Origin of the sequence: Klebsiella sp. GW_Kp181, assembly GCF_040062315.1 — a bacterium.
In the GTDB taxonomy this organism is placed as follows: domain Bacteria; phylum Pseudomonadota; class Gammaproteobacteria; order Enterobacterales; family Enterobacteriaceae; genus Klebsiella; species Klebsiella oxytoca.
On sequence record NZ_JBEAFR010000002.1, the window covers coordinates 278801 to 292603 of the forward strand.

A 13803-nucleotide genomic window follows, 5' to 3' on the forward strand; every position below is an offset into this window, starting at 1 on the left:
TCTTTTACGTGCGTCCATTTTCCGATACGTGTAGGATTCTCCGCCATGCTCGCTTATCTCATTCATCAGAATGATGGGAGAGCCAGCAGCACGAACCACTTCATGGACATTGACAGGAAAATAGCGACATCAATGAATACAAAACACTCTAGCGTGGCGGAGCAGCACGCTGCCAAACGCCACTGGCTAAACTCGCAGGAGTCCGGCTACCACAAGGCGATGGGCAACCGTCAGGTGCAGATGATTGCCATCGGCGGCGCGATTGGTACCGGCCTGTTCCTCGGCGCGGGCGCGCGCCTGCAAATGGCGGGACCGGCGCTGGCGCTGGTTTATCTGGTCTGCGGCCTCTTCTCGTTCTTTATTTTACGCGCGCTTGGCGAGCTGGTGCTTCATCGCCCTTCCAGCGGCAGCTTCGTCTCCTACGCCCGCGAGTTCCTCGGCGAAAAAGCGGCTTACGTTGCGGGCTGGATGTACTTCATCAACTGGGCGATGACCGGGATTGTCGATATCACCGCCGTCGCGCTGTATATGCACTACTGGGGCGCGTTCGGCGACGTTCCGCAGTGGGTCTTTGCCCTCGGCGCGCTGGCGATCGTCGGCACCATGAATATGATCGGCGTGAAATGGTTCGCCGAGATGGAGTTCTGGTTCGCGCTGGTCAAGGTACTGGCAATCGTGGCGTTTCTGGTGGTCGGGACTATTTTTCTTGGCACCGGCAAGCCGCTGGATGGCAATGCCACCGGTTTCCATCTGATCACCGATAACGGCGGTCTGTTCCCGCACGGCCTGCTCCCGGCGCTGGTGCTGGTTCAGGGCGTGGTTTTCGCCTTCGCTTCTATTGAACTGGTAGGTACCGCCGCCGGCGAGTGTAAAGATCCGCAGACCATGGTGCCGCGCGCCATCAACAGCGTCATCTGGCGTATTGGTCTGTTCTACGTTGGCTCGGTGCTGCTGCTGGTGCTGCTGCTACCGTGGAATGCCTATCAGGCCGGGCAGAGTCCGTTCGTCACCTTCTTCTCGAAGCTGGGCGTGCCGTATATCGGCAGCGTGATGAATATTGTGGTATTAACCGCCGCGCTCTCCAGCCTCAACTCCGGACTGTACTGCACCGGGCGTATTCTGCGCTCCATGTCGATGGGCGGTTCAGCGCCTAAATTTATGTCGAAAATGAGCCGCCATCACGTGCCCTATGCCGGTATTCTGGCAACGCTGGGCGTCTATGTCGTTGGGGTATTCCTCAACTACCTGGTGCCTTCGCAGGTGTTTGAGATAGTCCTCAACGTCGCTTCGCTGGGCATCATCGCCTCATGGGGATTTATTGTGGTGTGCCAGATGCGCCTGCGCAAGGCGATCAAAGAAGGCAAGGCCGCAGACGTCAGCTTCAAGATGCCGGGAGCGCCTTTTACTTCCTGGCTGACCCTGCTATTCCTGCTGAGCGTGCTGGTATTAATGGCTTTCGATTACCCGAATGGGACTTATACCATCGGTTCGATTCCGCTGATTGCCGTTTTGCTGGTCGCCGGCTGGTTTGGCGTACGCAAGCGCGTGCATGATATTCACAGCACTGCGCCGGATATTGAAAAACCGTAACCCGTCCCTTTTGCGGTTTGCCCGGTGGGGCAAACCGCAACTGCAGAACTTAATTATCTTCCACCAGCTGAGCAACATCGCTGCTGTTAATCTGGCGCTTATTGCCCGACTCATCGGTATAGCTGGTCATGCCGGTATCTTTATCCAGCTTCGGTTTGCCCTGCGTCACAATGGTTTGTCCGCTTTTCGTCGTCATCACGTAGTTTGAGCTACAGCCTGCCAGCAAAGCCAGCATTGCGCCGGCGCAAACGACCATCAATGTTCTTTTCATCATATCTCCAGGATTAATGCCACCGTCCCGCTTGCGCAGGAAAGCGGTAAGTTTATAGCCATTACATTTGTCAGGCTAATAAGCGTTTGTAACAGAGGGTGATATCGGTGAAGAGGCTATTTTCTGTAAGGCACGAACCAGGCGGGGATTATGCCGACCGGGTAAGACGCCAACCGCCGCCCGGCAGAACGACTTTCAGGAGGGGCTTCCCCCTCCCGTGAAGATCACAGCGCGATGCGGATAACGTCATCCGGCTGGGTCGCCTCTTTCTGACGCGTCGATTCCTGCTTCACGCTTACGTACAGCGTTTTGCCATCGGCGGAAAGCATCAGGCTATTCGGGTGGGTCGGGGTTTTGAAAGTTTTGACCACCTTGTAGCTCTTACCATCGATCACGCTCACTTCCCCGGCTTTGCGGTGCGTCACGTAGGCTTCATTGCGCGTCGGGTTGAACAGAACGGCCAGGGACTCCGGCGCGGCGATTTTCTCCAGCACTTTGCCATCGCGAATATCGACCACCAGCACTTCCGGCTGTTTACTGTCGGTGATAAAGGCGCGATGACCGGCGGTATCAAGGCTGAGATTCAGATAGAAGTGCTCTTTACCATCATCCTGCAACTTCTTGCGCGAGAGGATCTTATTGCTGGTACTGTCGATAGTCACCAGCTCGCCGTCGGCGTTGGTGGTATAGATGCGGTTCGCTTCTGCGTCCACCGCCAGGCCGGTCGCCATTGCGCCGGTATTAGCGATAGTGTCTTTCAGCGTCAGCTTGTCGCCATCCACAACCCAAATCACGCTCTCTTTACCCAGGCCGGTGATGTAGACGGTATTGGTTTTCTCATTGACCGCCAGCTCGCGCGGCGCCAGCGGGCGCACGGTTTCGCTGCGCTGACGAGCGTCGAGCACCAGACGCCCTTTTACCTTACCGGTTTTAGCATCAATGGCAGTGACGGTGCTGTCGGTAGTGTTGCCAAACCACAGGGTCTGGGTGGCGTTATTGATCGTCGCGCCGAAGGGTTTCAGGTCGTTATGAATGATCTGGGTTACTTCGAGGGTCGTCGGATCGAGACGGTAAACGATGCCGCCTTTATCCAGCGAACGGCTTTGCGATGTGGCCACCCACAGCGCGTTCTCCTGCTGGCTATAGGCCATTTCGTATGCGCCCTTGCCGACGGCTTTGCGCAGCATTTCTTCCGCCGCATGGGCGCTAAAGCTCCCCGCCAGCAGTAATGAAGTTAACAACAGTGAACGGCGCAGACGCGGCGCGGACAGATGACGTAATGACATGACGACTCCCTTTGATAAAACAAATATATGCCTGCTCGACAGTGCTTCCGGGGCGCAAAATCATCGCTTTGCGCTATTCTTTGGAATGCGAATAGTAATCATTATTTATCGCAATGTGGAGCGTTAATTACCAGTTGTGTCCTGAGCATCACGCAATTCTTGCTATTTGTTAACTCAAATCCTGTTAAGTCTTTTCAAAAAATTTACAAAAGAGCTAACATATATACATATGTTCCGTTTGGTTCGTTTTGTGAGTAACGTTGATGAAAATCCTTTCCGTGCGCGCCGTCGCGCTCCCCGCTCTGCTTTTACCGCTGGTATCCGCTGCGCCAACCGCTATGGCTGCTGAACAGACCATGGTAGTTACCGCCGCGCCGTCGGCAGTCTCTGAACTCGATACCCCCGCCGCCGTCAGCGTGGTTAACGGCGATGAGATGCGCCAGGCTGCGCCGCGGGTTAACCTCTCCGAGTCGCTGGGCGCGGTACCGGGACTACAGGTGCAAAACCGCCAGAACTACGCGCAGGATCTGCAGCTTTCAATTCGCGGCTTTGGCTCTCGCTCCACCTACGGGGTGCGCGGGCTGCGCATTTACGTCGATGGCATCCCGGCCACCATGCCCGACGGCCAGGGGCAAACCTCGAATATTGATATTGGCAGCCTGGATTCGCTTGAAGTGCTGCGCGGACCGTTTTCCGCTCTGTACGGTAACTCCTCCGGCGGGGTGATCAACGCTACCAGCCAGACCGGCGCCCAGCCGCCAACTCTCGAAGCCAGCAGCTATTACGGCAGCTTCGGTACCTGGCATTACGGCATGAAAGCAACCGGCGCGGTCGGCGACGGTACCCATGCGGGCGATGTCGACTATGTGGTCTCCACCAACCGCTTCACCACCCATGGCTCCCGCGACCATAGCGGCGCGCGTAAGAATCTCGCCAACGCGAAGCTCGGCGTGCGCATCAATGACGTCAGTAAGCTGACCCTGCTGTTTAACAGCGTGGATATTAAAGCTAATGACGCGGGCGGCCTGAGCTATGACGAATGGCAAAACAATCCGCGCCAGTCGCCGAGAGGCGATGAGTACAATACCCGTAAAACCATCAAACAGACCCAGGCCGGTTTACGCTACGAGCGACAGCTGAGCGAGCAGGACGATCTGAGCGTGATGATGTATGCCGGCGAGCGTGAGACCACGCAATATCAGTCGATCCCGCGTGCGCCGCAGCTCAAACCCACCCATGCGGGCGGCGTGATCGACCTGACGCGTCACTATCAGGGCATTGATACCCGCTGGACGCACCGTGGCGAGCTTCTGGTGCCGGTCACCTTTACCACCGGTCTCGACTACGAGACCATGAGCGAACGTCGCAAGGGTTACGAAAACTTTGTCATGAACAACGGCGCGCCGCAGTACGGGGAGAAAGGCGACCTGCGCCGCAACGAGCGCAACCTGATGTGGAACCTTGACCCTTATCTGCAAACCCAGTGGCAGCTCACCGAGAAGCTCTCTCTGGACGCCGGCGTGCGCTATAGCTCAGTCTGGTTCGATTCCAACGATTATTACATTACGCCGGGCAACGGCGATGACAGCGGCGAAGCCAGCTATCATAAATGGCTGCCGGCAGGCTCGCTGAAATATGCGGTAACCGACGCCTGGAATGTCTACGTCTCCGCCGGTCGCGGTTTCGAAACGCCGACGATCAATGAGCTTTCCTATCGCTCCGGCGACCAGGGCGGGCTGAATTTTGGCCTGCAGCCGTCGACCAACGAAACGGTTGAAATTGGCAGTAAGGCGCGAATCGGCAATGGCCTGTTAACTGCCGCGCTGTTCCAGACCGACACCGACAATGAGATTGTTGTCGATGCCAGCAGCGGGGGCCGTACCAGCTACAAAAACGCCGGGAAAACCCGTCGCCAGGGGATGGAACTGGGACTGGATCAGCAGTTCGGCGAGAGCTGGCGTTTAAAAGCGGCCTGGACCTGGCTGGATGCGACCTATCGTACCAATGTCTGCGACGATGCCAGCTGTAAAGGTAATCGTATTCCGGGGATCGCCCGTAACATGGGCTACGCCTCCTTCGGCTACCAGCCAGAAAAAGGCTGGTACGCGGGCAGCGATATTCGCTATCTGAGCGATATTATGGCTAACGATGAGAACACCGCCAAAGCGCCGTCCTGGACAGTCGTCGGCCTGACGACCGGCTATAAATGGAGCTACGGCAAGATGGATATGGATCTGTTTGGCCGCGTCGATAACCTGTTTGACCGCCGCTACGCCGGTTCGGTTATCGTTAACGAATCCAATGGACGCTACTACGAACCGGCGCCGGGCCGCAACTACGGCATCGGGCTCAATCTGGCATGGCGATTTGAGTAACCCTTCACCGCTGAGCCTCAAGGGGATCGCTTGCATGATCCCCTTGAGGATTAGCTGTGGCGGCTTACTGACGTTAAATCAGGTTTCTTAAGGACAATTCGAAGATAATCTTCTCCGCCTGGCAGGAGAAGGCAATTGAAGCCTCAAGCTTAACCTCATCACCGGCGGTCTCAATGGTATAGTCAACCTGCGGCGGCTCGCTGGCGGGTGCGGCGGCTTCGGCACGTTGGCGAACGGCCGCCAGGGTGGACTCAGCCTCTTCACGGCTGACGAAGTTTTTCTCAACTCGCCATACGCAGTCCTCATTATCAATAATCGAACCTACATCAATGGCACAGCCTTTGGTACTGCATTTATCTACAACATCTTTCATTGCGGTTACCTCGTAAAATTTTCTTTAGAATAAGAATCCATTTGCGGAAAGCAAACCAATAATATTCGTATGGTTGAGTCGTTTTATCATTATACGCCACCGCGTGAAGCGACTTCTTGCGCCACCGCATGGCTACGCCCTGATTGCGCACAGATCGCGCATCCGTCCTGGCGAGAGAGCCCAAAATATCGGCAACCATTCGTGCACACCATCACACTATCCTGCGTTGAGCCTCGTCTATAGCGCTTTGCGGCGTTACCCTTGTCACAAAATAACGCCAACAAGGAGCTGCCATGGCACTGCCAGTGATTATCGATTGCGATCCGGGTCACGACGACGCGATCGCCCTCGTTCTTGCCCTCGCCTCACCCGAACTCGATGTGAAAGCCGTCACCTCCTCCGCCGGAAACCAGACACCGGAAAAAACGCTGCGCAACGTCTTGAGGATGCTCACCCTGCTTAAGCGCCCGGATATTCCGGTTGCCGGCGGCGCGCTTAAGCCGCTGATGCGGGAGCTGATTATCGCCGATAACGTGCATGGCGAGAGTGGGCTTGACGGCCCGGCGCTGCCGGAGCCAGGCTTTGCCGCGCAGGCCTGCACCGCCGTCGAGCTGATGGCGAAAACGCTGCGCGAAAGCGCCGGGCCGGTTACGATCGTCGCTACCGGTCCGCAAACCAACGTCGCCCTGTTGCTCAACAGCCACCCTGAACTGCATAGCAAAATTGCCCGCATCGTGATGATGGGCGGCGCCATGGTGCTGGGTAACTGGCAGCCGGCGGTCGAGTTTAATATCTACGTCGACCCGGAAGCGGCAGAGATCGTTTTCCAGTCCGGGATCCCGGTGGTGATGGCCGGGCTGGATGTCACCCACAAAGCGCAAATCCACGTCGAAGATATCGAGCGTTTCCGCCGTATCGGCAATCCGATATCCACTATCGTCGCCGAACTACTCGACTTTTTCCTTGAGTACCACAAGGATGAAAAATGGGGTTTTGTCGGCGCTCCGCTGCACGATCCTTGCACCATTGCCTGGCTGCTGAAGCCGGAGATGTTTACCACCGTTGAACGCTGGGTCGGCGTGGAAACGCAGGGGAAATATACGCAGGGAATGACGGTGGTCGATTTCTACAACCTGACCGGCAAGACGCCAAATACGACGGTGATGCTCGACATCGATCGCCGGGCCTTTGTCGATCTGCTGGCCGAGCGGCTGGCGTTTTACGCCTGATGGTCAAACTATCCGGCAGGCGCGAAGCCTGCCGGGTACATGATTACTCGTCAGGAGAGACGCGAACCACGACCTTACCGAAGTTCTCACCCTTCAGCAGGCCGATGAGCGCCTGCGGCGCGTTCTCCAGGCCGTCAACGACCTGCTCGCGGTATTTGATTTTCCCTGCCTGCACCCAGCGCCCCATCTCCTGCTGGAACTCCGCAATCCGGTGACCGTAATCCTGGCCGATGATAAAGCCCTGCATCCGAATGCGTTTTTTGAGGATCGTCGCCATCAGCAGCGGTAAACGATCCGGGCCAGCGGGCAGCGCGGTAGCGTTGTAACCGCTGACCAGGCCGCAGACCGGCACGCGGGCCGATGTGTTCAACAGCGGCAGCACTTCATCGAATACTTTGCCGCCGACGTTCTCATAGTAGATATCGATGCCCTGCGGGCACGCTTCTAACAGCTTAACGGCAAAATCGGGCGCGCGGTGATCGATACAGACGTCGAAACCCAGCGTCTCTACCGCATAGCGGCACTTCTCGCTGCCGCCCGCAATGCCTACCGTACGGCATCCTTTCAGCTTCGCTATCTGGCCGACCGTGGCGCCGACCGGCCCGGTGGCGGCGGCCACCACCAGCGTCTCGCCCGCTTTTGGCTGGCCGATATCGAGCAGTCCCATGTAGGCGGTAAAGCCCGGCATACCGAGGATACCCAGCGCCCAGGAGGGGTGTTCCGGGTTATCGCCCAGCTTCACCAACCCGCTGCCATCGGAAATCTCATAATCCTGCCAGCCGCCGTAGCCCAGCACCCAATCGCCGGGCTGATAATCAGCATGGTTCGACGTTACAACGCGGCTTACGGTGCCGCCCACCATCACCGCGCCAATGGCGACCGGCGGCGAGTAGGAAGGCGCGTCGCTCATCCGCCCGCGCATATAGGGATCTAATGACAGAAAGACGGTGCGCAGCAGCAGCTGCCCCGGCCCAGGAGAAGCGACCTCACCCTCTTCCAGGCGGAAGTTCTCCCCGGTCGGCTCGCCGTGCGGACGGGATGCCAGCAGCCAGCGGCGGTGGCGTTGCGGATTAAAAGCCATAACAAACTCCTCTTTTGACAAGTCTGTATTGAGGCTAGCTGCTTTCCCGTCAGCGCGCATTGACATTATGAGGCAGATTGATTGAGCCGGACGACCAGATAGACGCAGGGCTGCGTGGTTTCATTAATGAAGCGGCAGTCGTTAGGCGGCCCGAGCTCCAGACAATCCCCCGCCTGCATTTCGTGGCGCGTAGTGCCTTCGATAAACACCAGCTCGCCCTGCTGCAGCCAGATAAGCTGTCGCGCCAGAGCATAAGAAGCCGCCGGCATCGGAATATCGCTGCCCCCGGGCAGCTCTACCTGCACCAGATCGATAGGCAAATCGCTACGCGGCGACACGTGACGACGCAGATAGTGGCTCTGCGGGTCGTGCCACACCGGCTGATTAGCCAACCGCAGCAGCTTGCCTTCCTGCATCTCGGCGCGGGCGATCAGCGTCGACATACTGATGCCAAAAGCGCCGGAAAGCCGCCCAAGCATAGAGGCCGTCGGGCTGCTTTCGCCGCGCTCGATCTTGTGGATCATCGCCCGGGACGCGCCCGCCCGATCCGCCAGTTCGCTCAGCGACCAGCCGCGAGATTCCCGCTCAATACGGATGCGTGCGCTGATGCGCTGGTTCAGGTTGTCTTCTATAGTGTTCATAGCGTGACACTATAGTGTAGGGCGTCTGTTTGCACAACCAGCCGAAAATGGCCGCTTATTCCGAGGAAAAGGCCCGACGTGATATTACGCCGGGCAATCTGGAGAAATCAGGGGATAATTAAACTTACATCCTTTAAGGCAATAAATGAAAAGAAAACGCCTCGACTAAATAAAGACGCGCAGGCCCACTGCGCCAAGATGATCGTCAATATTCCACGCCTCGTTATCGTTGCCCCAGGCTTTTTCGTAGCCGTATTCAAGATAGGTCATCGCGCTATTACCTAGCCAGTAATCAGTGCCTAATACCGTCGACTGGAAGTGCTGCCCGTCCATGGCATCCCCGCCCTGCGACCAGTTAAAATCAACGTACACTCCCCAGGCCGGCGTGATTTTAAACTGTGAGTCATATTCCAGGCCAAGCACCGTTTCCTGGTCATCACCATGCCGGGTATTACGATCGTAATGACCGCTGGTCGCCGCTTTAACATCATTAACTTTATTCAGGTAATACGTCACCTCCGCGCCGTTATACCAGGCGTGGTCACCGACGTTGGCGGTATATTTTGCGTTCATCCCCATGGAATACGTATTGCCGTCATAGGCATCACCGTTATTATCGGTGTAATGAAAGCAGTGACCATTCGGGCCAAAACTCTGGCAGCCGCTGGCTGATCCGCTATTTACCGTGTAATGATTATAGGCAACGGCGCTGGAGACGGAGAAGCCGTTATCCCAGCGATACTGCGCGGCGGCCGCGGCGCCGCCGTGAACGGTGGCTGAACCATCGCGGTAAGCGTCATGCAGGTTCGGGCCATCGCCATAGGCCGCAAAGCCGATGCTGTCGACGTTGTCATTACCTTGCCCCATGACGCCAAGGGTCATATTTTTATCATTAAAATAGTAGATTGCCGCGGAATTTATAATATCCGTCGACATTCCGGCGGTATCATGTTTCGCCTTTCCACCCCAGGCATAGGTTGTGTCAATGCCCAACCCCCAGTCGGTCGGCGCATATTGTTTACCGAAGGTCACTACACCATATCGATCGTTACCAATACCGGCATAAGCCTGCCGGGTATAAACATCGTTGCCCTGGTCATCTGTTGCGGAATCTAAACCATGAACGCCAGTCTCATAATAACCTACGGCATAATTACTCAGGCCGTTCAGATCAAAATTATGCCGTAAAGCTACCCCCAGCCGCGAGTCATTATTCTGTATATTATGTTCCTGGCTATGATGAGAATCCGTTTTGGCCATTAAACGTACGGATCCTAAAATACCGATCGCCGTATCATCATTGCTCCACAGCGTCTCCCCTTTAGTCTGCGTTGCGGTATAAGCCGGTGCCGCCTGTAGCACATTGGTTTCAGCCGCCATGGTGGTATTGACTAATACATTACCCATAATAATTGTCAGTATCGAAGGCACTACTACTTTCATATTTTTCCTACGCGCCATTGCTTCACCCTTATCAGCAAAATGAATCCCTGCGTATAAATACGCATAATGGTATGAATGGAATATCGTTATAAAATCCACCAGAGTTATGCCGTCTATTTTTCCATACGCACTCTGATTAATGACAATATATCTTCCGGGGTTAAGCCATTTCTATTGCGTAAAAATAAAAAAGGGAATGCTATCACAATGATTTGTATCATCTTCTATACAATCATGAAGTTATCGTGGCCACAACTTCATTACTAAATGTCATCAAAATATAAAACTGGTAAATAAAAATTGAAAATATGACTGTAGAGTAATAGTGATACGTTCAATCAGTTGTAATACAGGAGTTATTGATTTGAATGATGAGACAGGAGAGTCCTGGACAGAGAACCGACGGATTCGGCAAGCCAGAGGAAAAATTTATGACTAAAACAGATGACATCCTTGCGTACATTATTGTAATAATAGCGTACTACTATAGTGTACAAGCCTGAGGGTTACCATGATCATCCGCCATGCCAGCAAAGACGATTGCGCGGCAATCGCAGAAATCTACAACCATGCGGTCGTCCATACCGCCGCCATCTGGAACGATAAAACCGTCGATACCGACAATCGCATCGCGTGGTATGAAGCCCGACAGATCGCCGGTTATCCGGTGCTGGTGAGTGAAGAAAACGGCGTCATTACCGGTTATGCTTCCTTCGGAGACTGGCGCGCCTTTGATGGCTTTCGCCATACCGTCGAGCATTCCGTATATGTCCATCCTGAGCATCAGGGCAAAGGGCTGGGCCGCAGCCTGCTGGTGGCCCTGATCGCCGAAGCTAAGCGGTTGAATAAGCACGTGATGGTTGCCGGTATTGAAGCGCAAAATGAGGCTTCTTTACATCTACACCACACGCTGGGCTTTATCACCACCGGACAGATGCCGCAGGTCGGCACGAAATTTGGCCGCTGGCTGGATTTGACCTTTATGCAGCTACAGCTTGACGATCGCCGCGATCCGGACGGCGGCGCATGAATCAGACGCTGACCCTGGCCTGTTTGATTGCCGCCGGCATTGGGCTGGTCGTGCAAAACACCCTGATGGTACGAATTACCCAGTCCGCATCGACCATTCTGATCGCTATGCTGCTGAACTCGCTGGTCGGCATCGTGATTTTTGTCACGATACTGCTGCTGAAGCACGGCGCGGCAGGGATTCAGGAGCTGGCGGTCAGCGTAAAGTGGTGGACGCTAATTCCGGGTTTGCTGGGTTCGTTCTTTGTCTTTGCCAGCATCAGCGGCTATCAGAACGTCGGGGCGGCGACCACCATCGCAGTATTGATTGCCAGTCAGTTGATCGGTGGCCTGGTGATGGATTTACTTCGCGCACATAGCGTTCCGCTTCGCGCGCTGATTGGCCCACTCTGCGGTGCGGTAATGCTGGTTATCGGCGCCTGGCTGGTGGCCAGACGCCAGTTCTAGCGCCTGGCTTAGTGGATCTCGCCGCCGCGGGTCAACTGCTCCCGGCGCGCTTCCTGTTCCTCATGCTGCTGGCGGCCATGATGAGCAATAGCGTTACGCAAACGCTGCTGCTGCACGTAGCGCTCTTCTCGCCCCAGCCCGGCGTCGTCGCTTAATGTAATCAGCAGTTCGTTCATATGGCTAATGACGCTTTCGGCAATCGCCGCGTCCACGCGCGCGACGACCTCATCCAGATGCGACATGCTTCCTCCTTCCGGCTTAATTAAGTTTAACTTTGGAAAAATCGCTGCCCATCAGGCTCACGCTGTATCCGCTAACGTTACTGCGCGTCGCGTAGAAGGTTTTGCCGGTTGCCAGGGTGATCCATGGGGCCTGCTGATAAAAAATCTCCTGCGCCTGAGCGTAGAGTTTAGCGCGCTCCTGCGGGTCGCTCACCAGGATAGCCTTTTTCACCAGCGCATCGTAGGGCTTATCGCACCAGCGGGCAACGTTGGAGCCGGTTTTAATGTTATCGCAGCTTAACAGGGTACCGGCAAAGTTATCCGGATCGCCGTTATCTGACATCCAGCCAAACAGCGCGCTGTCATGCTCCCCTTTGCGCATACCGGCGAGGTACTCGCCCCACTCATAGGTGACGATTTTGGCTTTGATGCCAACTTTGCTCCAGTCGCTCTGGATCATTTCAGCGATACGGCGCGAATTAGGATTATACGGGCGCTGCACCGGCATCGACCAGAGGGTGACTTCGGCCCCTTTTTCCAGCCCGGCCTGTTTAAGGAGATCTTTCGCTTTTTGCGGATCGTAGTCGTAATCGGGCAGATCTTTCTTATAGCCCAGCATATTGGCAGGGATCGGCGATTTCGCAACGCTGCCGGACTCCAGGAACACCGCTTTCACGATCGCCTGCTTGTCGGTGGCATAATTGAGCGCCTGCCGCACCAACAGGTTATCGAACGGCTTTTTCTCGGTATTAAACGCCAGATAGCCGACGTTGAGCGCCTCAACCGAATGCAGCGCCAGATCTTTATTACCTTTAATCACCGGGAATTGTACCGGCGACGGCGCGGGAATAATCTGGCATTCATTGGTTTGTAGCTTCGCCAGCCGTGTCTCAACGTTCGGGGTGATCGAGAAGATCAGGTGTTTAGTCGGCACTTCACCATCCCAGTAGTGCGGGTTGGCAACATAGCGGATCAGCGAATCCACCTTATACTGCTGGAGGGCGTAAGGTCCGGTGCCGACAGGCCAGGTATCGATATACTCCGGCGTGCCTTTTTTCAGCATTGCATCGGCATATTCGGCAGACAGAATTGAGGCAAAATCCATCCCCCAGTCGGCGAGGAATGCCGCATTGGGTTCGTTGAGCACAAACTGAACGTGGTAGTCATCGATCTTTTTGACCTCTTTAATCAGCTTATCCAGCCCGACGTCGTGAAAGTATTCGTATTGCCCGTGGGAAACATTGTGATAAGGATGATTCGCATCTTTCTGGCGCAGCACCGAGAACAGCACATCATCGGCGTTGAAATCGCGGGTCGGCTTAAAGAATTTATTGCTGTTGAACTGCACGCCTTTACGCAGGGTAAAGGTCCAGGTTTTGCCGTCCGGAGAGACGCTCCATTCCGTCGCGAGGGAAGGAACAGGCGTGTTTTTGACCGGATCAAAGTTTATCAGCCGGTTATACAGCACCTGAGAGCTGGCGACAAAAGAGGGCCCGGAACTGGCAATCTGCGGATTGAAGGATTCCGGAGAGGCTTCGGAGCAATAGACCAGCGTATCATCGCCCGCCGCCAGCGCGCTTGCCGCCGGCAGAAGTGCGCTCGACGCCAGCGCAATAAACGTTTTCCCTGTAAACATGGTTATAAGCCTTATGAATTTGTTATAAGTCCTTTAATAACAGCACAGGGGAATTCAACCGGCAAATAATCAATTGGTATCAGGTTATGCTAAAAACCGCATTTTCGCCGATTAATTCAGCATCTCTACTCTGGGGGGGGGGGGGGGGGGGGGGGGGGGGGGGGGGGGGGGGGGGGGGGGG

At 55.5% G+C, this 13803-nt stretch carries 13 protein-coding genes; 5 read left to right on the top strand and 8 right to left on the bottom strand.

Annotated features, from left to right (window positions below; genetic code table 11):
• Positions 1 to 132: 132 nt before the first annotated feature.
• The gene (ansP, locus tag ABLV11_RS02865) at positions 133 to 1590 is read left to right on the top strand and encodes an L-asparagine permease (RefSeq protein ID WP_016807843.1); all 1458 of its coding nucleotides are present in this window, start codon (positions 133 to 135) and stop codon (positions 1588 to 1590) included.
• A 49-nt stretch (positions 1591 to 1639) separates the two neighbouring features.
• Here the strand turns inward: ansP and ABLV11_RS02870 are convergent, their stop codons facing one another.
• Positions 1640 to 1861 carry a YgdI/YgdR family lipoprotein gene (locus ABLV11_RS02870; RefSeq protein ID WP_004101857.1) on the bottom strand — a complete coding sequence of 74 codons (222 nt, stop codon included), beginning with the start codon at positions 1859 to 1861 and terminating at the stop codon, positions 1640 to 1642.
• Positions 1862 to 2085: 224 nt separating this feature from the next.
• The gene (locus ABLV11_RS02875; RefSeq protein ID WP_016807844.1) at positions 2086 to 3147 is read right to left on the bottom strand and encodes a YncE family protein; all 1062 of its coding nucleotides are present in this window, start codon (positions 3145 to 3147) and stop codon (positions 2086 to 2088) included.
• A 263-nt stretch (positions 3148 to 3410) separates the two neighbouring features.
• On the opposite strand from ABLV11_RS02875, the gene pqqU reads away from it, so the two are divergent.
• Entirely contained in the window at positions 3411 to 5522 is a 2112-nt protein-coding gene (gene pqqU, locus ABLV11_RS02880) for a TonB-dependent receptor PqqU (protein WP_224329679.1), read from the top strand.
• A gap of 73 nt (positions 5523 to 5595) precedes the next feature.
• On the opposite strand, the gene ABLV11_RS02885 is transcribed toward pqqU, so the two are convergent.
• Complete coding sequence (locus ABLV11_RS02885) at positions 5596 to 5895, bottom strand: DUF406 domain-containing protein (RefSeq protein ID WP_053064858.1); 300 nt, start codon at positions 5893 to 5895, stop codon at positions 5596 to 5598.
• 293 nt (positions 5896 to 6188) lie between these two features.
• Here ABLV11_RS02885 and rihA point away from each other — a divergent pair, with 293 nt between their 5' ends.
• A complete protein-coding gene (rihA, locus tag ABLV11_RS02890) occupies positions 6189 to 7124 on the top strand; it encodes a pyrimidine-specific ribonucleoside hydrolase RihA (protein ID WP_004101849.1) in 936 nt (311 codons plus the stop codon).
• Positions 7125 to 7167: 43 nt separating this feature from the next.
• Here rihA and ABLV11_RS02895 read toward each other — a convergent pair whose 3' ends face one another.
• The 3 genes from ABLV11_RS02895 to ABLV11_RS02905 form a co-directional block, all read right to left on the bottom strand.
• On the bottom strand, positions 7168 to 8205 hold the full coding sequence (locus ABLV11_RS02895) for an NADP-dependent oxidoreductase (protein ID WP_004112778.1): 1038 nt from the start codon (positions 8203 to 8205) through the stop codon (positions 7168 to 7170).
• A gap of 65 nt (positions 8206 to 8270) precedes the next feature.
• Positions 8271 to 8846, bottom strand: coding sequence for a helix-turn-helix domain-containing protein (locus ABLV11_RS02900; RefSeq protein ID WP_004101846.1), 576 nt, complete (start codon positions 8844 to 8846; stop codon positions 8271 to 8273).
• A 165-nt stretch (positions 8847 to 9011) separates the two neighbouring features.
• On the bottom strand, positions 9012 to 10307 hold the full coding sequence (locus ABLV11_RS02905; protein ID WP_126489085.1) for a porin: 1296 nt from the start codon (positions 10305 to 10307) through the stop codon (positions 9012 to 9014).
• A gap of 493 nt (positions 10308 to 10800) precedes the next feature.
• Between ABLV11_RS02905 and ABLV11_RS02910 the strand changes: the two genes are divergently transcribed.
• Entirely contained in the window at positions 10801 to 11319 is a 519-nt protein-coding gene (locus ABLV11_RS02910) for a GNAT family N-acetyltransferase (protein ID WP_004112774.1), read from the top strand.
• Positions 11316 to 11765 carry a DMT family transporter gene (locus ABLV11_RS02915; RefSeq protein WP_105890295.1) on the top strand — a complete coding sequence of 150 codons (450 nt, stop codon included), beginning with the start codon at positions 11316 to 11318 and terminating at the stop codon, positions 11763 to 11765. The genes ABLV11_RS02910 and ABLV11_RS02915 overlap by 4 nt, the downstream gene beginning before the upstream one ends.
• An 8-nt stretch (positions 11766 to 11773) precedes the next feature.
• Here the strand turns inward: ABLV11_RS02915 and ABLV11_RS02920 are convergent, their stop codons facing one another.
• Positions 11774 to 12007 (bottom strand): DUF2526 family protein, encoded by a 234-nt coding sequence (locus tag ABLV11_RS02920; RefSeq protein WP_004101835.1) that lies wholly within the window; start codon positions 12005 to 12007, stop codon positions 11774 to 11776.
• A gap of 16 nt (positions 12008 to 12023) precedes the next feature.
• On the bottom strand, positions 12024 to 13622 hold the full coding sequence (locus tag ABLV11_RS02925; RefSeq protein WP_276572870.1) for an ABC transporter substrate-binding protein: 1599 nt from the start codon (positions 13620 to 13622) through the stop codon (positions 12024 to 12026).
• Between the last annotated feature and the right edge of the window lie 181 nt (positions 13623 to 13803).

What these genes read in the sequence shown, in the direction of transcription:
- ansP (WP_016807843.1), top strand. Translation starts at nt 133, where the DNA reads ATGAATACAAAACACTCTAGCGTGGCGGAGCAGCACGCTGCCAAACGC.
- ABLV11_RS02870 (WP_004101857.1), bottom strand. Translation starts at nt 1,861, where the DNA reads ATGAAAAGAACATTGATGGTCGTTTGCGCCGGCGCAATGCTGGCTTTG.
- ABLV11_RS02875 (WP_016807844.1), bottom strand. Translation starts at nt 3,147, where the DNA reads ATGTCATTACGTCATCTGTCCGCGCCGCGTCTGCGCCGTTCACTGTTG.
- pqqU (WP_224329679.1), top strand. Translation starts at nt 3,411, where the DNA reads ATGAAAATCCTTTCCGTGCGCGCCGTCGCGCTCCCCGCTCTGCTTTTA.
- ABLV11_RS02885 (WP_053064858.1), bottom strand. Translation starts at nt 5,895, where the DNA reads ATGAAAGATGTTGTAGATAAATGCAGTACCAAAGGCTGTGCCATTGAT.
- rihA (WP_004101849.1), top strand. Translation starts at nt 6,189, where the DNA reads ATGGCACTGCCAGTGATTATCGATTGCGATCCGGGTCACGACGACGCG.
- ABLV11_RS02895 (WP_004112778.1), bottom strand. Translation starts at nt 8,205, where the DNA reads ATGGCTTTTAATCCGCAACGCCACCGCCGCTGGCTGCTGGCATCCCGT.
- ABLV11_RS02900 (WP_004101846.1), bottom strand. Translation starts at nt 8,846, where the DNA reads ATGAACACTATAGAAGACAACCTGAACCAGCGCATCAGCGCACGCATC.
- ABLV11_RS02905 (WP_126489085.1), bottom strand. Translation starts at nt 10,307, where the DNA reads ATGGCGCGTAGGAAAAATATGAAAGTAGTAGTGCCTTCGATACTGACA.
- ABLV11_RS02910 (WP_004112774.1), top strand. Translation starts at nt 10,801, where the DNA reads ATGATCATCCGCCATGCCAGCAAAGACGATTGCGCGGCAATCGCAGAA.
- ABLV11_RS02915 (WP_105890295.1), top strand. Translation starts at nt 11,316, where the DNA reads ATGAATCAGACGCTGACCCTGGCCTGTTTGATTGCCGCCGGCATTGGG.
- ABLV11_RS02920 (WP_004101835.1), bottom strand. Translation starts at nt 12,007, where the DNA reads ATGTCGCATCTGGATGAGGTCGTCGCGCGCGTGGACGCGGCGATTGCC.
- ABLV11_RS02925 (WP_276572870.1), bottom strand. Translation starts at nt 13,622, where the DNA reads ATGTTTACAGGGAAAACGTTTATTGCGCTGGCGTCGAGCGCACTTCTG.